This window comes from Belnapia sp., assembly GCF_059504005.1.
Map to the genome: position 1 here is coordinate 56,764 of NZ_JCACHU010000139.1, position 17,832 is coordinate 74,595.

General features: G+C 74.1%; 12 protein-coding genes. 3 read left to right on the plus strand and 9 right to left on the minus strand.

The genetic code is table 11. From position 1 onward, the window contains the following. Positions 1 to 5: 5 nt before the first annotated feature. From AC5JJ1_RS19330 to AC5JJ1_RS19365, 8 genes are all read right to left on the minus strand, one after another. Positions 6 to 941 carry an SMP-30/gluconolactonase/LRE family protein gene (locus AC5JJ1_RS19330; RefSeq protein WP_495786741.1) on the minus strand — a complete coding sequence of 312 codons (936 nt, stop codon included), beginning with the start codon at positions 939 to 941 and terminating at the stop codon, positions 6 to 8. A gap of 71 nt (positions 942 to 1,012) precedes the next feature. Next, positions 1,013 to 2,554 (minus strand): ArnT family glycosyltransferase, encoded by a 1,542-nt coding sequence (locus tag AC5JJ1_RS19335; RefSeq protein ID WP_495786742.1) that lies wholly within the window; start codon positions 2,552 to 2,554, stop codon positions 1,013 to 1,015. Between the two features lie 59 nt (positions 2,555 to 2,613). After that, positions 2,614 to 3,120: a cellulose biosynthesis protein BcsD gene (gene bcsD / locus AC5JJ1_RS19340; RefSeq protein ID WP_495786743.1), complete on the minus strand. Its 507-nt coding sequence runs from the start codon at positions 3,118 to 3,120 to the stop codon at positions 2,614 to 2,616. Then, positions 3,120 to 6,911: a cellulose biosynthesis protein BcsC gene (locus tag AC5JJ1_RS19345; RefSeq protein WP_495786744.1), complete on the minus strand. Its 3,792-nt coding sequence runs from the start codon at positions 6,909 to 6,911 to the stop codon at positions 3,120 to 3,122. The genes bcsD and AC5JJ1_RS19345 overlap by 1 nt, the downstream gene beginning before the upstream one ends. Continuing rightward, positions 6,911 to 11,365 (minus strand): UDP-forming cellulose synthase catalytic subunit, encoded by a 4,455-nt coding sequence (bcsA, locus tag AC5JJ1_RS19350; protein WP_495786745.1) that lies wholly within the window; start codon positions 11,363 to 11,365, stop codon positions 6,911 to 6,913. The genes AC5JJ1_RS19345 and bcsA overlap by 1 nt, the downstream gene beginning before the upstream one ends. Next, positions 11,362 to 12,156 carry a cellulose biosynthesis protein BcsQ gene (bcsQ, locus tag AC5JJ1_RS19355; protein WP_495786746.1) on the minus strand — a complete coding sequence of 265 codons (795 nt, stop codon included), beginning with the start codon at positions 12,154 to 12,156 and terminating at the stop codon, positions 11,362 to 11,364. The genes bcsA and bcsQ overlap by 4 nt, the downstream gene beginning before the upstream one ends. 21 nt (positions 12,157 to 12,177) lie before the next feature. Then, entirely contained in the window at positions 12,178 to 12,666 is a 489-nt protein-coding gene (locus AC5JJ1_RS19360; protein ID WP_495786747.1) for a hypothetical protein, read from the minus strand. Positions 12,667 to 12,861: 195 nt separating this feature from the next. Further along, positions 12,862 to 13,959 carry a family 8 glycosyl hydrolase gene (locus tag AC5JJ1_RS19365; protein ID WP_495786748.1) on the minus strand — a complete coding sequence of 366 codons (1,098 nt, stop codon included), beginning with the start codon at positions 13,957 to 13,959 and terminating at the stop codon, positions 12,862 to 12,864. 147 nt (positions 13,960 to 14,106) lie between these two features. Between AC5JJ1_RS19365 and AC5JJ1_RS19370 the strand changes: the two genes are divergently transcribed. Then, positions 14,107 to 14,994, plus strand: coding sequence for a fumarylacetoacetate hydrolase family protein (locus AC5JJ1_RS19370; RefSeq protein WP_495786749.1), 888 nt, complete (start codon positions 14,107 to 14,109; stop codon positions 14,992 to 14,994). Positions 14,995 to 14,996: 2 nt separating this feature from the next. Next, positions 14,997 to 15,875, plus strand: a complete 879-nt coding sequence (locus AC5JJ1_RS19375; RefSeq protein WP_495786750.1) for a dienelactone hydrolase family protein — start codon at positions 14,997 to 14,999, stop codon at positions 15,873 to 15,875. Between the two features lie 15 nt (positions 15,876 to 15,890). Here the strand turns inward: AC5JJ1_RS19375 and AC5JJ1_RS19380 are convergent, their stop codons facing one another. Further along, positions 15,891 to 16,451 carry a LysR family transcriptional regulator gene (locus AC5JJ1_RS19380; RefSeq protein ID WP_495786751.1) on the minus strand — a complete coding sequence of 187 codons (561 nt, stop codon included), beginning with the start codon at positions 16,449 to 16,451 and terminating at the stop codon, positions 15,891 to 15,893. A gap of 245 nt (positions 16,452 to 16,696) precedes the next feature. Between AC5JJ1_RS19380 and AC5JJ1_RS19385 the strand changes: the two genes are divergently transcribed. Further along, complete coding sequence (locus tag AC5JJ1_RS19385; RefSeq protein ID WP_495786752.1) at positions 16,697 to 17,767, plus strand: NAD(P)H-dependent flavin oxidoreductase; 1,071 nt, start codon at positions 16,697 to 16,699, stop codon at positions 17,765 to 17,767. Positions 17,768 to 17,832 lie beyond the last annotated feature (65 nt).

Below are 17,832 nucleotides of genomic sequence, written 5' to 3' on the forward strand. Positions count from 1 at the left end.
GTCCTTCAGTTATGGGGCAGCCTGAGGCCGGGCTCGTCCCACTCCATCGCCGCCAGCTTGCCGGTGGTGGAGAGGGTGATGAAGGCCGTGCGCAGGCCCTCGCCGCCGAAGCAGAGATTGGTCGGCATCGGCTCCGGCATCTTGGCGACGCGGAGGATCTCGCCGGCGGGCGAGACGGTGGTGATCTCGCCGCTGACGAGGGTCGCCACGCAGACATTGCCGGCGGCCGTCGCCGCGACGCTGTCGAGGCGGCGGTAGCCGGGGAATTGGCAGAGCACACGGCCGCCATTGGAGGAGGGCCAGGGGTCCTTCCGCAGCACGCCGGGGCCTTCGACATCCCAGGCCCAGAGCCGGCCGGTCTCTGTCTCGGCGGCGTAGAGGGTGCGGCCATCGGGCGAGAGCGCGATGCCGTTGGCGCCGCCGAAGATGGGATAGGCCGCCTCGACGATGCGCGACCCGTCCGTGGCGGCCCAGTAGACGCCGCCATGGTCGCGGTCGCGGGCGCGGACCTTGCCGAGGTCGCTGAACCAGAAGCCGCCCTCGCCCGGGCTGCCATCGGGGGCGAAGACGATGTCGTTCGGGCCCTTGAGCCTGTGCTCGCCGCAGCGGTCGTAGAGCACGCGCACATCGCCCGAGGCGGGGTCGATCACCTCGATCCGGCCGCCGCTGTAGTCGGGCGCCTGGCCGATGGGGCGGATGAAGCCCGGCTCCTCATGCCAGAGGAAGCCGCCATTGTTGCAGCAGAAGATATGGCCGCCCGGGCCGAGGGCGATGCCGTTCGGCCCGCCGCCGGGGCGGGCGACGGTGCTCTTGGTCCCGTCCGGGGCGACGCGGGTCAGGATGCCGGCGGCGATCTCGACCAGGACGATGCTGCCATCGGGCATGGCGACCGGCCCCTCCGGGAAACGCAGCCCCTCGGCCAGGATGCGCAGCTCCGCCATGATTCCCCTCCCCTCGACGCTCGTTGCCGGGGATCATGCGCGAGACGCCGGGGCTTGCAACCCCGGCCGCCTCACTTCGGCGCCCAGAGCTCGATCGGCCCGCGCTCCTCCGGCACCTCGCCGACCTGGTGGTAGTCGCTCTCCAGCGCCTCGGCGATGATGGCTGCGGCGCTCTCGCGCAGCCGCGGCCACCAGCCGCGGTCGATGACGACGAAGCGCGGCCGGCTCGCCATGATGCGCGCCACCTCGGTGTCGGTGTTGATGCCGGCGATGTCGGTGAACTCCCCGGTGAGCTGGGCGGGGAAGATGAAGCGCGTCGGCAGCGCCGCATCGGTCAGCGCGTAGATCACCGGGTGGTAGTTGGCGACGAAGATGGTCTCGCCCGGCTTCAGCTCGGCGCGGATCAGGCGGCTGATCTCGACCACCGGGTCGGCCTCGAACAGGCCGATGCCGCGGTCGACGCGGGCCGTCGCATCGGCGCGCCAGGAGCCGACGAGCACCACGGCGACGAGCAGGGCGAAGCCGGCGGCGCGGCGCCGCGCCGGCAGCCAGCGGGCGATCTGCCAGCAGCCGAAGGTCGCCATCAGCGCCAGCGAGGGCAGCCAGAGCAGGAAGTAGTGCGGGTAGAAATAGCCCGGCGAGGCGACGCCGACGCTGGCGGCGACGAACCAGGCGAGGCCGACCCGCACCAGCATCCCGGCGATGCCGCGCCGCGGCAGCCATCGCAGCAGGGCGAGGCCGGCCAGCGCCAGGGGCCAGAGCAGGGTCAGGATCTCGACCAGGATGCGGTGGAAGGATTCGGTCGCGCCGAGCCGCCCCTGGGCATAGCGGAGCGGGCCGAGGAAGGTGCCGTCGAGGAAGTCGGAAAACGCCCCCTGCCACCAGTAGAGCAGGCCGAAGACGAGCGTCGGCAGGGCGCAGAGCCCGGCATAGGCGGCGGCCATGGCCAGCGCCCGCCGCCAGGGCAGCAGGCGGTGCCAGAGGGCGGGGAAGACCATGAGCGCGAAGCAGAGGCAGCCCTCCACCACCATCACCGGCTTGATGGCGAGCGCCGCGCCGATCAGCAGGCCCATGGCGACGAGGCCGGGCCAGCCGGGCGCCCGGCCGTGGCGGAGCGTCCCGTTGAGGCCGCGGATGCCGAGCGCCATGGCGGCGGCGACCATCGGCGCGAAGAGGATCTCGGTATTGCTGGCGAGCCCGCCCATCCGGAGGCTGTGCGCCACATAGATGAAGCCCGCCGCGAGGCCGATGCCGCGCGGCCCCTCCGCCGCCCGCACCACGCCGTAGAGCGCCCAGGCGGTGAGCGCCACGCAGAAGCAGCCGAGCAGGCGGATGGTGGCGATGCTCTCGCCAAGCATCGCCATGGCGACGGCGAAGACCGCCGGGGCGCCGACCGGATGCATGTCCCAGACCGCGACCAGCGGCCAGTTGCCGCGCAGCCATTGCTGGGCCTGGACCAGATAGAGTCCCTCATCCGTGTCGACCACCGCGGTGGTGAAGCCGAGGGCGCGCAGCAGCAGCGAGGCCAGCAGCATCGCCAGCGGGACGACGAGAATGCCGAAGACGCGGTCGATGGCGGCGAAAGGGGCCCGCAGGCGCGAAGAAAGGCTCATCTGGGGCCCCCGCTTACCATGGACGGAGGGGCGGGAAACCCTCCTTGTCCCGGGCTGCCTCACCCCCGCCCGTAGCGGAGGAGGACCCTGCCCGGCCCGGTGCCGGTGCGGCGGGGGACGAGGCTCGGCTCCGCGCCCGGCTGGTTGCCGAACCAGGTGCCGTAGAGCCCTTCCAGCACCGCCCCGACCCAGCCGCCGGAGGGGTCCGCCCCCGTCGCCACCAGCGGCGCGGCGCAATGGGTGACGACGAGCGCGCGGTCGTTCGGGTCGAGGGCGATCTCGGCCCAGCCCCAGTCGGCCGCCGCCAGCGCCTCGTTCACCCGGGCCTCGAGCTCGGCGAGGCCGGCGCAGGCGGGCAGCGGCGTCAGCGCGGCGAAGCGGGCGCCGACCGCGCGCAGCAGCGCGTCGCGCGAGGCGGCGTCGAGATTGGCGTCGAGCGTCTCGACCAGGGCGCGGAGGAAGCCGCGCCACTGCGCCGCGACGCCGCGGCGCGCGAGATAGCTGAGGGCATTGGGCTCGGCGGCCGTCATGCGGGGCCCTTCCTGGGCGAGGAGCGGAGTGTCCATCACTTGTCGAACCTGTAGCGGGCGAAGAACATGCCGCGCGCCTCGTTCCAGTTCGCCGTGCGGTCGTAGCGCAGCAGCGCGCCGAGGCGAAGGTTGGGCGTCACGGCGTATTCGGCATCGCCGCGGACGCCGCCGATGAGGCCGGAGGCGCTGCGCGCCGCCTGGCTGGCCCTGGCGGTCGGGTCGCTGCCGAGCGAGGATTCGAGCTGCGCCTGCGCCCCGGCATCGGTCGGGAAGTAGCGGGCGCCGTCCTCGCGGTAGCTCTGGTAGCCGATGGTCCCGCCGAGCCGCCAGGACAGGTCGCCGTCGCGCCCGCGCCAGTCGAGCGGGATGTTGGCGGCGAAGTAGCTCTGCGGGCTGAAATAGCCGCCATTGCCGGTGGTGAAGAGGCGCTGGTTGTTGTCATAGGCGAAGTAGACGAGGTCGAGGCCGGTCGCCAGCTCGTCCCCCGGCCGCCGCCAGACCTGGTAGGAGGCGCCCGCCCCCGCCTCGAAGCGGCTGTTGCTGGCGGTGTTGCGGCCGCTGAAGGTCGAGTAACCGGCGCCGGCATAGAGCCCGACCGGCCCCCCGCCGTATTCGAGCTGCGCCCGCCCGCCGGTGCGGACCACGCCGCCCCAGACCTGCCCGCTCGCCGGGTCCCGCAGGCCGGACCAGGCGAGCAGGCTGTCCGTCACCGAGCGGCGCTCCGCCGTCAGCCGCAGCCTGAGGGTCGGGCCGAGCGAGGGCGCGAACTCCACCCCGCCCAGGACATTCTGCTCGCGGAAGCCGATAGGCGAGGTGCCGATATCGGCGCGGAAGCCCTCCCGCGCATAGCCGAGGCCGAGGCCGACGCCGGTCGCGGTGGTGTCGCGGGCGGTGAGGCGCTGGCGGTCGGCGGGGCTCGCCGAAGGGGTGGTGCCCTGCAGGCCGGGCGCCAGCGCATTGCTGCCATAGGCGCGGAGGCCGTCGATGTTGTCGGCGTTCAGCTTGCCGGTGGCGATGCTGACCGGCGTCACCGTCGCGGTGATGCGGCCGCCCGGCGCGATCGAGGCTTCGAGCGGGGCCGAGACCTCCTCCAGCCGGTCGGTGCCCCTGGTGCCGGAGCGGGCGCGGTAGGCGACGGCGCCGCCGAGCCGCGCCGCCGTCTCCTCCCGCACCGCGCCGAGCTCGCGCTGGATCTCGGCATCGACCGGGTCGAGGGCGGGGGCGAGCGGCACGGCAGTGCCGGGCAGGCCGCCGCGGCGGAAGGGGTTGTCGCGGCCCGCCTGGGCCAGCATGGGGCCGTTGCCGGCCATCGGGTCGCCGCCGAAGCTTCCCCCCTGGGCCGCCTGCGAGCGGCGCTGCGCCGCGGCCATCTCCAGCGCGCGAAGGGCCCGGCGGTTCTGGCCGGAGGCGCGGGCGAGGCGGGCCTCCATCAGCGGCACGCGGGCATCGCCGGGGCTGAGGGCGCGGGCCTCGACCAACAGCGCCTCGGCCCGGCCCCAGTCGCGCGCGGCGATGGCGGCGTCCATCGCGGCGAAGCGGGCCTCGAGGCTGGTCGGGTCGGCCTGGAGCACGCGGTCCGCGATGCGGCCGGCGGCCTCGGGCTGGTTGTCGCCCTGGTAGAGCCGGGCGAGGGCGAGGTTGGCCGGTCTATTGGCCGGATCGCGCGCCAGGACGGGGGCCAGAAGGTCATAGGCGCCGGCGCGGTCGCCCTGCTCGTTCAGCCGGTCCGCGGCGCGGATGGCGAGGCCGGATTGCAGCGCGGCGGCCTGGCGGCGCTCCTCCCCGGTGAGGTTGGGCAGGGCCTCCACGGCGCGGGCGAGGGCGATGGCATCCGCCTCCGCCCCGGCGCCGAGCAGGGCGGCGGCGATGCCGAGTCGGGCCGAGGCACTGGCACGCGGGTTGGCGGCGAGCGCCGCCCTCCCCGCTTCCGCCGCCCCGGCCGGGTCGTTCAGCTGGCCGAGCTTGCGGATGGCGAGCTGGGCGCCGTTGCCCGTCGGGTCGGCACGGCGGGCGATGCCGTTCAGCACGGCGCGGCCCTCGGCCTGCTGGCCGGAGCGCCAGAGATTGGCCGCCGCCTGCACCTCGGCGGCGGTGCGGGCGCGGGCCAGCAGGCCGTTCATGTCCGCGTTGCGCAGGCGGACGGGGATGCGGTTGAGGTAGTCGGCCGCATCGGCTGGGCGGGCATCCTCCTCGGCGAAGAGCGAGGCGGCATGCAGCGCGTCGGGGTTGCCGGTGGCGGCCGCGGCATCCATCAGCTGCCGCGCCTCGATGCCGTTGCCCTGGCGGGAGAGCAGGCGGGCGAGGTCGAGGCGGATCCAGGGGCTGGACGGGTCGGCCTGCAGCGCCTGGCGCAGCATGAGGGCGGCCGCCGCCGGGTCCGGGTTGCGCTGGGCCTCGGTGCGGAGGGCATTCGCCCGGCCGGCCATGGCATCGCCGCCGGCGAGCGGGCCGCGGGCGCGGCGCTGCAGCTCCTCCGCCTCGGCGAAGCGGCCCCCCTGCTGCAGCACCTCGTAGAGGCCGCTGGCCGCGGCGCCGAGATTAGGGCGGCGGCCGAGTGCCGCCCGGTAGCGGGATTCGGCGCCGGCGAGGTCGCCGCGGCGCAGCGCGAGGTCGCCGAGCAGGGTGTCGGCATCGGCCTTGTCGCCGGCGCCGCGGCCGGTGGCCCGGCGCAGCGTCTGCTCCGCGGCGTCGAGGTTGCCGGCCTGGAGCTGGCCGCGGGCGGTGGCGAGGTCGGCGGCATAGCCGGCGCCGTCGAGCGCGCGCTGCCACTGGTCGCGCTTCTCCGGCGCGAGGCGGATGGCGCGCTCGAGCAGGGTGCGGGCCTCGCCGTAGCGGCCCTCGCGCAGGCGGACCAGGCCGAGGCCGCCGGTCGCATCCGCATCCTCCGGGCTGCGGGCGAGGGCGGCCTCGAAGTCGCGCTGGGCGTCACGCAGGCGGCCGGCATTCAGTTGCTCGAAGCCGCGGATGCGGGTGAGGCTCGCCTCGTCCGGCGCACCGGCGGGCGGGTTCTGCGCCTCGGCCAGCTTACGGGCGATGTCGGCGTCCTTCGGGAAGCGCTCGAGGAAGGACTGGAGCGCCGGGACGATCTCCCGGCTCGGCCCCTGCCAGAGCAGCGCCTGGCGCCAGGCCGCCGTCGCGGTGTTCGCCACCTCGGGGTTGGCGGCGAGTTGGCGCAGGCGGCCGATGCCGTCGTAGCGGCTGGCGGCGCGGTAGGTCAGCACCTGCGCATAGGCGAGCTGGAGGCGCATGTCGTTCGGCGAGCGGTCGGCGAGGCGGGCGAGGCCGTCGCGCGCCTCCGGGTAGCCCTGCTCCACCCCGGCCAGCGTCGCGTAGTATTCCTGGGCGTAGCCGTCGGGCGGCGCCGCGCCACGGAACAGCTCCTGGTAGCGCTGCACGGCCTCGGCGGCGCGGCCGGCCTGGGCGAGGCGGCGGGCCTCGGCGAGGGCGGAGATGTCGACCGTCGCGGCGCGGACGGTGATGTCGGTCTCGCCGAGCCGCGGGTCGTCCGGCGCCACCTGGCGCAGCCGGGCGAGGTAGCTCTCCGCCGGCTGGCGGTTGCCGAGCTGGGCATGCGCCTGGGCGGCGCCGGCCAGCGCCTCGACGTTGCGCGGGTCGACGACGAGCACCCGCTCGAGGGTGCGGACGACCAATTCCGGCCGGTTCTGCAGGCGCCAGTAATTCGCCTGGTCGAGCAGGGCGGCGATGGCGCCCTCCCGCCCGCCCTGGGCCGGGGCGGCGGGCCGGGCCGGCGCCTGGGCCGGCACCTGGGCCAGCGCCACCCCCGGCAGGGCGAGCGCTGCGGCGATGAGGGGCGCGCGGCGGAGCATCAGCTTGTCCTCATGCGCAGGCGGCGGATCGCCCGGCGCCGCAGCACCCAGTAGAAGGGCACGGAGACCAGCAGGATCGCCAGGGCGAGCAGGCCGAGCAGCCCGCCCGGGCTCGCCGAGAGGTAGACCTGCGGCCAGAGCCAGGGCGGCAGCACGCCCGTGTTGTAGCTCCGGCCGAGGGTGTAGCCCTGGATCTTGCCGGCGGTGAGCAGGACGAGGTCGCCCTCGACGCGGGGCAGCTGCTCCGGGTTCTGCAGGGCGGCGACCATGTCCTCGAGCGCCGCCGGCGTGGTGCCGGTCAGCGCCAGGACGGAGCGGCCGGGCTTCAGCGGGGATTCGAAGCCGAAGACCGCGCCGAGCCCGTCGCCCGGCGCCGCCAGCTGGGCCGAGGCGCGCTCCGCCGCCGCTGCCCGGCCGCCGCCGAAGAGGTGGCGGAAGCCGGCCAGCATGTCGGGCAGCGCCACGGTGAGGCGGTTGCCGTCGATCTGCACCGGCGCATCCTGCATCAGCTGCGGCAGGGCCGGCTGGCGGCCGAGCGCGCCGATGATGATCAGGTCCTTCTCCATGGCCTGGGCCAGTGCCTGCGGGCGGACGACCTGCACGCCCGTTGCCGGATAGCCAACGAGGGAGGAGATGCGGCCGATCAGGCCGAGGAAGGCCGAGACCTCGCTGGCGCTCGGCCGGTCGGGCAGCACCACAGCCGTGATCGAGAGGTCGGCGAGGCGGGTGAAGGGGAAGCCGGAGCTGGCGAAGTAGGCGAGATTCGGCAGCTTGGTGAAGCGGTAGGCCGCAGAGAGGTCGATGGTGCTGTCCGGGTCGATGCCGGCGCGGATGTCGCCCGGAATGGCGACGCAGTCGCCGCGCGAGAGCGGACGCATGTCGAAGCGCAGCTGCAGCTCGTTCTGGCCGAAGACGATCCAGGGCGGAATGCCGACCCGCGCTTCGGAGCGGTCGCCGCTGCGGCCGAACCAGCCGGCAAGGGCGGAGAGCGGCCAGGCCGCCTCCGGCCCGCGCAGCGGGAAGCTCTTGAGGTAGAGGTCGTTGATCGTCGCGTCGACGCGGGAGACGGCGACGTCGACGATGGGGCCCGGGGGGGCGCGGAAGCGGATATCGGCCTGGAGCGGCTGGTTGCGCCAGGTGAAGAGGTCGGGCGCAGTGCGGAAGGGGATGGAGACGGCGCCCGGCGCATAGCCGGAGACCTGGAGTTCCGTCGGGTCGACCAGCTCGCCGAGCTTCACCGGGCGGTTGCTGCGGATCCAGCGCGGCGCATCATAGGGCTGGCGGGCCGGCACGTCCGGCAGCTGCACGAGGGCGGCCTCGCCCGACAGCGCCTCGCGCCCGACCGCGAGGACGGAGGCCGCGGCCACCGCCTCCGCCCCGGTCCGCCCGCCGAGCAGGAGGATGAGGCCAAAGGGGTCGTTCGGGTTGGGCAGCAGCGCCACGGTCGGCCCGTCGAAGCGCGGCAGGGGCATGCCCTGGACGACGTCGCCGCTGGTGGCGACCAGCACCGCATGCCCGCGCGGCGGCGGCGCGGCGGCGACGGGGAAGCGCGCGGTGCGGTAGTCCGCCTCCACCGCGAACCAGGAGGAAGCGATGGCCGCCGCCCGCAGCACGTCATTGCCCGCGCCATCGGCGAGGATGACGGGCAGCACAAGCTGCTCGCGCAGCAGCCGCGGGTCGAAGAAGGGCTCCGGCAGCCGCGCCAGGTCGCGCATCAGCGGCAGCTTCTCGAGCGTCAGGCTCAGCGTCGAGGTGTCGGAGACGGTGGCCCAGAGCAGGCCGGAGAGCGGGTCGTTGCACTCTACCGCATAGCGGCCGGAGAAGCGGAAGTTGAGCCGGTTGTTGTCGGCGAAGAAGACCGGGTTCACCGGGAATTCGAGCGGGCCGAAAGTCGGCCGGTTGCGGTCCGGCTGGATGGCGCCGACGAACTGCTCGTTCAGCGCGACCGAGATCTGGCTCAGCTCCGGGATCAGCTGGGGCGAGGTGGAGCCCTGCAAGACGAGGCGCGCCTCCGTCACCACCTCGTCGCCGCGAACGCCGAAGAGCACGCCCTGCAGGTCCGAGGTGCCGCGCAGCTGCATCGGCGCGCGGAGGCCGAGCTGGCGAAGCGTGGTGCTGATGCGGCGCGTGCCGAGCGTCGGGTCCTGCGCGCCGGGCGCGGCCAGTGCCGGGGCGAAGGCGGGGGCCTGGCCGGCGGGGCGCGTCTGGGCGGCCGCGGGGCCTGCGGCGGCGAGGCCGAGCGCCGCGAGCAGCCAGGCCGCGGCGCGGCGCGGGGCGACGCGGGCGGGTGCCGGCGGGCGCGCCGGCTCGGCGATGACCGGGGCCTGCGGGTCCAGGCCACGGCGGCGGCGCAGCGAGAATTGCGAGCCTCCCCGCACCAGCCCCGTGATGCTCACCATCACCTCCCGCAGCGAGCGGAGCGGCCGGTCGGTCCGCGTGTCGTCCCAGGCCATCCAGGCATCGGCCCGGCCGAGCACGGCGCGCGCGATGCGGCCCTCGTCATGCAGATCCTGCGGGGCGAAGCGCACCTGCAGCCGCCCCTCCGACCAGCGCAGCACCTCGGCCGGCAGCGGGATCGCCTCGCCGCCGCAATGCAGCTCGAGCGTCACCACCGCATCGTCGAGCATGCCCTCCGGCCGGTCGGCATAGACGGCGGCGCCGCCGAGGGAGAGGTCGCGGGTGTCGCCCTCGACCGTGCGGCCGTCGGGCAGCAGGATGGTCGCCGGCACGTCGGCGCTGATCCGCGCCCGCTCGCGGAGCTGGCGCCGCTCGCGCCCGACCGCAAGCCCGGTCATCACCGTGATGAAGCAGAGCCAGCACCAGACGAGGTTCAGCATGTAGGCCTGGAATTCGAGGCTCTGGCTCGGGTTGTTCAGCAACCCCAGGACGCCGAAGGCGAGGCCGGCGGCGAGGAAGAGGGCAAGCACGACGTTCGGCCCGACGGCGCGCATGTCGAAATACCCGTCCAGCAGCGTGCCGCCCTTGTCGGTCACGTTGAACTTGCCGCGGCGCGGGTCGAGCAGGGTCGCCAGCGTCACCGGCAGGAGGTAGACGGCGAGCACGGCCTCGTAGATCTCCGACCAGAAGGAATGGCGGACGCGGCCCTGGATGCGGCTCGCCGTCACGATGGAATGGATGATGTGCGGCCCGGCATAGGCGACGATCGCCAGCGGCGAGGCGGCGATGATGGTCTGCCCGCCGAGCAGATAGGCCAGCGGCGCGGTGAGGAAGACGAAGCGCGGCAGCGGGAAGAGGAAGTGGAACATCGCCATGAAGTAGCAAAGCCGCTCCGACCACCCGAGGCCGCTCGCGGTCAGCGGGTTCTCGATGCGGAGGATCTGGATCATCCCTCGCCCCCAGCGCATGCGCTGGCCGATATGCAGCATCAGCCGCTCCGTCGCCAGGCCGGCGGCCAGCGGCACGCGCAGATAGGCGGTGCGCCAGCCGCGGCGCTGCATGCGCAGCGAGGCGTGGCAGTCCTCCGTCACCGTCTCGGTCGGCACACCGCCGATCTCCTCCAGCGCCTCGCGCCGAATGACGGCGCAGGAGCCGCAGAAGAAGGTGCCGCCCCAGAAGTCGTTGCCCTGCTGGATGAGGCCGTAGAAGAGCAGCCCCTCGTTCGGCACGCGCGAGCCGGAGGCGAGGTTCCGCTCGAAGGGATCGGGCGAGTAAAAGTGGTGCGGCGTCTGCACCATGCAGAGCCCGCGGTCGCGCAGCAGCCAGCCGACAGTGAGCTGGAGGAAGGCGCGGGTCGGCACGTGGTCGCAGTCGAAGATGGCGATGTACTCGCCCTCGGTGAGGCGCATGGCGTGGTTGATGTTGCCGGCCTTGGCGCCCTCGTTGCCGGCGCGGGCGATGTAGTTGGCGCCGACCTCGGCAGCGAAGCGGCGGAACTCCTCGCGCCTGCCGTCATCCAGCACATGGACGCGGAGCTTCTCGGGCGGCCAGTCGATGGCGAGGGCTGCGAAGATGGTTGGCTTCACCACCTCCAGCGGCTCGTTGTAGGTCGGGATGAAGACGTCGACGACTGGCCATGCGTCGATGTCCTCCGGCAGCGGCACCGGCTTGCGCTCGAGCGGCCAGAGCGTCTGGAAGTAGGAGAGGATGAGCGCGACGACGGCGTAGATCTCGGCCAGCACCAGGCCGGTGCCGAGGAAGCTCTGCCAGAAGCCGTTGTAGTCGAGCGTGTCGTTCAGCCGCCAGTAGATGTAGCGCAGCGACACGATGGAGGAGAGGGCGGCGAGGGCGAGCGTCACCACCCGGCTCCGGAAGACGTTGGCGACGAGGAAGAGCAGCACGCCGCCGATCGCCAGATAGGCCTGGTTCTCCGGGTCGAGCGGGGCGACGATCACCGTGAGCGCGGCCACGAGGCCGGTCAGCATGGCGAGGGCGCCGCCGATGCGGCTGCGCATGAAGGGCAGGCGCGCGAGGCGGTCGCGGGTGGTGATGCTCATGGCGCGACCGGTTCCAGAACCTGGGGGAAGGACGGCAGCAGGGCGGCGAGGCCGCGCGCGACCTCCTCGATGTCGAGGGCGGCGGGGCTGTCGGGCGCCTCGGCGTGCAGCAGGCGCTGGGCGGCAAAGGCTTCCGCCACCGCCTCGTCGCGGCAGACGGCGCCGAGCAGGCGCGGGCCGAGATGCCGCACCAGCGCCTCGGCCACCGCGCGGGACAGGCGGGAGCCGGCCTCCACCTGGTTCAGCACGACGCGCACGCGGGCGGCAAGGAGCGTGGCGAGCGTGCCGCTGCCGAGGAAGCGGCCGCTGTCGATCTCCGGCACCAGGGCGGCGCTGGTCGCATCCGCCAGCAGCACGGTGACGACGTGATCGGCGAGCGGCGCCAGCAGGTTCAGCATCTGCGAGGGGCCGGGCGGCAGGTCGGCGAGCAGGACGAGGCCGGGCTCGGCCAGCATGGCGCGCACCGGGGCGAGCAGCAGCTCCGGCTCCCGCTCCAGCGCGGTGGCGAGGCGGAGCGCGGCGCGGATGTCGCTCGCCCCATGCGGCAGCAGGCCGATGCCGGATTCGGTGCGGCGGAGGAGGCTGCGCCAGTCGGGCCGGCGGGGCAGCTCGGTCATGAAGCCGGCGCCGTCGCGCACCGGCAGGCCGAAATGCAGGCGGAGCGCGTTCTGCGGGTCGCAATCCATCGCCAGCACGCGCTGGCCGGCCCGCTGCAGCGCATCGGCCAGGTTAGCGGCGAGCGTGGTCTTGCCGACGCCTCCCTTAGGCGCGGCGACGCAGATCAGCGGCATGCTGCCCTTCCCCGACCGTCCCTAGCGCGCGCCGGGAGGGCCGCCGGCGAGGCGGAGGGCGGCGAAGGGCGAGGCCGGGTCCGGCACGGCGCCGCTCACCAGCCGCATCACCTCGGCGAGCGGCAGGGTGACCATGCCGGCAGGCAGCAGGCCGGATTGCGGCGCCGGACAGCCCGGGCGGGCGAGGCCCTCCGCCATGTCGTGGAGCAGGGTGGCAAGCGTACCCGCCGAGGCCGCCGGCGGTGCGGCCATGGCCGACGCCGGCCGGCGAGAGGCCCCGGCGAGGGACGGCGGCGCGGACTCGGGCAGCGGGTAGCTGAGATCCACCGGGCCGGGCGGGGGCTGGCCCGCGAAGTCGGCGGGCAGCGGGACGAAGCTCGGGGGCGGCACCAAGGCGGCGGGCAGCGCGGCCGCCGGCGGGGCCGGCTTCACCGCCGCGACCGCGGCTTCCAGGGCGGCGCCGATCAGCGGGTAGGATTGCCGAGCATTGTCCAGCGATTGAGACGGCACGCCGCGTACCGGCTCATTCCGAAAGCTCCGGTAGCGGAGGCTGGGAGACTTTAAGGCTGCCGCCATTCGCGCAACATCCAAGTCCCGCGTCATCGCGTAACTGTTCCCTTCGATGAAAACAACATGCCGTGATGTGGCCGAAAATGAAACAGGATTGTGGAAGCGGGATCAAGATTTACGCAGACCCGGGCTCGCTTATCGCCGCGCCAGGCGGGCCAGGAGGCTGAGCGCCGCCGAGTAGTAATCCGGTGCTTCGCCGACCGAGGACTCGGCCCGCTGCGCCACCGGGCCGGTGGGCCGCTGCGCCCCGGCGAGGCGGGCCACGGCCGTAACCCCCGGCGAGGCCGCATAGGGGGCGACGGCATCGCTAGTCAGGTCCGCCCAGGCCGGCATGACCAAATGCGCGGGATCGGTCCAGAAATTGCGCACGCGGTCGAGCGCCGGCTCTCCTCCGAGGCCCGCCCAGGCGAGGTAGAGCGGCACCCGCACCGCGTCGTAGGAGAAGCGCGGCGGCCAGTTGGCCGGCAGGGTCAGGCCGCCATCCGTACGGCCGAGCACCGCCCAGTCCGGCGGCAGGCCCCAGCGGCCGAAGCGACAGGCACGCAGCAGCATCAGCCCATCGGCGGCGACCCGCACCCAGGCCGGGTCGGGCACCGCCCGCGCCAGGGCCCCGAAGGCGGGAAAGACGTAGTAGGAGGGGTTGATGACCACTCCCTCCGCCTGGTCGAAGCCCCGCGCCCCGGGCAGCAGCACGCTGTAGGCGCCGACCCGGCGAACCAGCAGGCGCAGGATGTCCCGCGCGATGGCGGTGCCGAGGGCGGTATGGTCCGGCTCGTCCCAGCGCGCCCCGGCCTCGAGCAGCGCCCAGGCGATGCAGATGTCGCCATCCGTCGCATTGTTCGGGTCCTCGACCGGGAGCGCGGCATCGGGCCGGAAGCGCCAGGCATGCAACGTGTCGCCCGGCCGCCGCAGCACCCGCCGCGTCCAGCCCAGGATCCGCTCGAAGCCCGGCCGGTCGTCGGCGCCGAGGGCGAAGAGCAGCCCCCAGCCCTGGCCCTCGGAATGGGAAACGCCGCCATTGCCGCTATCGACCACCCGGCCTTCCGGCAGGAGAAAGCGGGACTGGAACAGGAACCATTCCGAGCGGAAGGCATCCGCGGCATGGGCGCCGCCGGCACAGGCGAGTGCGGCGAGGCCAGCCAGGGCGCCCCGCCGGGTCGGCCCGCGGCCGGCGCGGGAGGGCTCGGATGGGATCGGCACCAGCCAGTTCTCGGTCAGGGTTGCGGAACGCATTCCTGTAGCAAAAGTGCCGCTCTTGAGCAACCAAGGGTTGCTGAACCCTCCGTGACCGCGGGAGTTGCGCCCGTCCTCGAGGGGGCTTGCCACAACCGTGCCTACGCGGTCCCCTGGCCCGACGCCAGACCGCGGGGGATGCTCTCCATGACCAAGCTTGCCACCTTCTCCGATGCGAAGGGACCGCGCCTCGGCGCCGTGCTGGAGGATGGCCGCATCCTCGACCTGGCCGCGGCCGGGGGCATGCCCGCCGACATGCTCGGGCTGATCGAGGCCGGGCCGGGGGCGCTGACCGCGGCCCGGGCGCTGGCCGCCGCGCCACCCCCGGCCGCCATCCGGCCGGCCGGCAGCTACCGGCTGCTCGCCCCCATCCCCCGCCCGCGCCGCAACGTCTTCTGCGTCGGCCGCAACTACATGGACCATGTGGCGGAGGGCGACCGCACTCGCGGCATCACCCAATCCGAGCTGCCGCAATTCCCGCAATTCTTCACCAAGGCGCCGGAGGCGGTGATCGGGCCGGACGACCTCGTCCCCGCCCATACCGGCGTCACCGAATGGCTCGACTACGAGGTGGAGCTCGCCTGCATCATCGGCCGCGAGGGGGTGAACATCAGCCGGGAGGATGCGCTCTCCCATGTCTTCGGCTGGAGCATCGGCAACGACGTGACGGGGCGGGAGCTGCAGCGGCGCTACGGCCAGTGGTTCAAGGGCAAGTCGCTCGACCGGTCCTGCCCGCTCGGGCCGTGGATCGTCCCGGCGGCGGAGCTCGATGCGCTGAACACCGGTATCCGCTGCTTCGTCAACGGCGAGAAGCGGCAGGACAGCCATACCTCCAAGATGATCTTCGACGTGCGCGAGATCATCCACCAGCTCTCGCTCGGCTTCACCCTGCGGCCGGGCGACGTGATCATCACCGGCACGCCGGAGGGCGTCGGCTACGCCATGCAGCCGCCGCAGACGCTGAAGCCGGGCGACGTCATCCGCTGCGAGATCGACGGCATCGGCAGCCTCACCAACACCGTGGCGGAGCATTGAGCGTGGACGATCTGCTCAGCCTCGACGGGTTGCTGCCGCAGGCACCGCGGCGTGCCTTCGTCATGACCTCGCTGATGGCGGGCTTCACCCTCGCCGTGCCGGGGGCGGCGGAGGCGGCGGCGATCCGCACCGACAGCGCCGGCCTGCATGCGGGCGAGGTGCGCATCCCGGCCGCCGGCGGCGCGCTGCCCGGCTATGCCGCGGCGCCGGCCGCGCCCGGGCGCTACCCGTTGGTGCTGGTGATCGAGGAGATCTTCGGCGTCCACGAGCACATCAAGGATCTCTGCCGGCGGCTGGCCAAGGCCGGCTACCTCGCCGTGGCGCCGGAGCTCTATGCGCGGATCGGCGACCTCTCCACCATGACCGATGTCGGCGCGATCGTGCGAGACGTCATCAGCAAGGCGCCAGACGACCAGCTGCTGGCGGATCTCGACAGCGCGGCGTCCTGGGCGAACACAACGGGGATCGAGGGCAGCATGGGCGACCCGGCGCGGCTCGGCGTCACCGGCTTCTGCCGGGGCGGGCGGAACACCTGGCTCTATGCGGCGCACAACCCGGTGGTGAAGGCCGCCGTCGCCTGGTACGGGCCGGTCGGCGGCGCGACCTCGCCGATCCAGCCCCGCACCGCGGCCGATGTGGCGGCGGAGTTGAAGGCGCCGCTGCTCGGCCTCTATGGCGGGGCGGATATCGGCATCCCGGTCGCCGATGTCGAGGCGGCGGCGGCGACGGCGCGGGCGGCGGGGAAGACGGTGGAGATCAAGGTCTATCCGGAGGCGCCGCACGGCTTCAACGCGGACTACCGGCCGAGCTACCGGGAGGAGGCGGCGAAGGACGGGTGGGCGCGGATGCTCGCCTGGTTCAAGGCGCATCGGGTGGGCTGAGGGGGCAGCGTCCCCTCAGGCTGCAGCGACCGATCGGGCCTCCTGGCGGCGCATCACCTCGAGGAAGGCGCGCAGGGCGCCGGAGGCGTAGCAGTCGCGGCGACGGGCGAAGACCGTCTCCACCCGCCCCTCGCCGCGCGGCAGGGCCTCCAGCGCGAGGCGCCCGGGCCTCACCACCGGGCCGACCAGGGCCCGCGGCAGCAGGGTGATGCCGAGCCCGGCGGCGACGCTCGCAAAGATCGCCTCCAGGGTCCCAAATTCCAGCAGGCGCGGCGCCGGGATGCCGCGTCGCGCCAGCACCTCCTCCAGCCGCTGGCGGTAGGAACACCCGGCCCGCAGCACGATGATGCGGATATCCCCCTCCCCCGCCAGCAGCCGCGCCAGGGGCCGTGCCCCGGCCGCCGTCAGCCGCACCCCACGCCCGCTCCGCTCGAACAGCGCCAGGCCGAGCCGCGCCTCGAGCTGCCGGATATGGGCGGTGACGTTGGACTGCACCGTGTGCAGCGCCAACGCCGCCCGGCTCATGCTGCCGAGCCGCGCCACCGCCTCGAAGATCCGCAGATCGGCTGCATCCATGGCGCCGCGTTCCCCTGTCCCGGATCAGTAAGGCGCGGCGCCGCCGCGCGGGCAAGGAGCCATCTGCCGGAGCGATGGCGGCGATCGCGGATCATCGCTTGCGCCGGGCGCCGCGCGGCGGGAGCCTTGGGGAAAGCGCCGGCCGGGGTGATTGGCCCGCTGAAACAACAAGCCGGGACGGCTTCCATGCGCCATGACGCACGGAGCCGCCCCGGCGACACGCCAGCTGCCCGGAGGAAACCCCCATGACCTCGGCCCTCGCCCGCAGCGCCGCCTTCTGCGACCGCTTCGGCCTGCGCCTGCCGATCCTGCTCGCCCCGATGGCCGGGGCCTGCCCGCCCTCGCTCTCCATCGCCGTCGCCAATGCCGGCGGCATGGGGGCCTGCGGCGCGCTGCTGATGCAGCCGAAGGCGATCCAGGCCTGGGCGGCGGAGGTGCGGGGCGCGACCAACGGCGCCTTCAGCCTCAACCTCTGGATTCCCGACCCGCCGCCGCGGCGCGATGCGGAGCGCGAGGCGGCGGTGCGGCGCTTCCTCGGCGCGTGGGGGCCCGAGGTGCCGGCCGAGGCGGGCGATGCCAGGCCGCCCGATTTCGCCGCGCAGTGCGAGGCGCTGCTGGAGGCGGCGCCGGCGGCGGTCTCCTCGATCATGGGGCTCTTCCCGGCCGATTTCGTCGACCGGCTGAAGGCGCGCGGCATCACCTGGATGGCGACCGTCTCGACGGTCGCCGAGGCGCGCGCGGCGGAGGCGGCCGGGGCCGACATCCTGGTGGCGCAGGGGGCGGAGGCCGGCGGGCATCGCGGCCGCTTCGACGCGGCGCGGGCGGAGGCCGAGATGGTGGGGCTGATGGCGCTCGTCCCGGCCGTCGTCGATGCGGTGCGCCTGCCCGTGGTGGCGACGGGCAGCATCGCCGATGCGCGCGGGGTGGCGGCGGCGCTCGCCCTTGGCGCCTCGGCGGCGCAGATCGGCACCGGCTTCCTCCGCGCGCCCGAGGCGAAGATCGCCCCCGCCTGGGCCGAGGCGCTGGCCGGGGCGCCGCCCGAGGGCACGCGCGTCAGCCGCGTCTTCAGCGGGCGGGCCGGGCGGAGCCTCGCCACCGCCTATGTGGAGGCGGCGACGGCGCCGGATGCCCCGCCGCCGGCGCCCTATCCGGTGCAGCGCGGCCTCACCGGGCCGATGCGCGAGGCGGGGACCAAGGCGGGCGATATCGGGCGGATCCAGGCCTGGGCGGGCCAGGCGGCCGGGCTGGCCCGGGCTGAGCCGGCGGGGGAGATCGCCCGCACGGTCTGGGAGGGGGCGCGGCGGCTGCTCGCCTGAGGCCGGGGCGGCCGGACAAGGGCCCGGGCCACGATCCATGATCCGGCGACGGCGGATGATGCCCT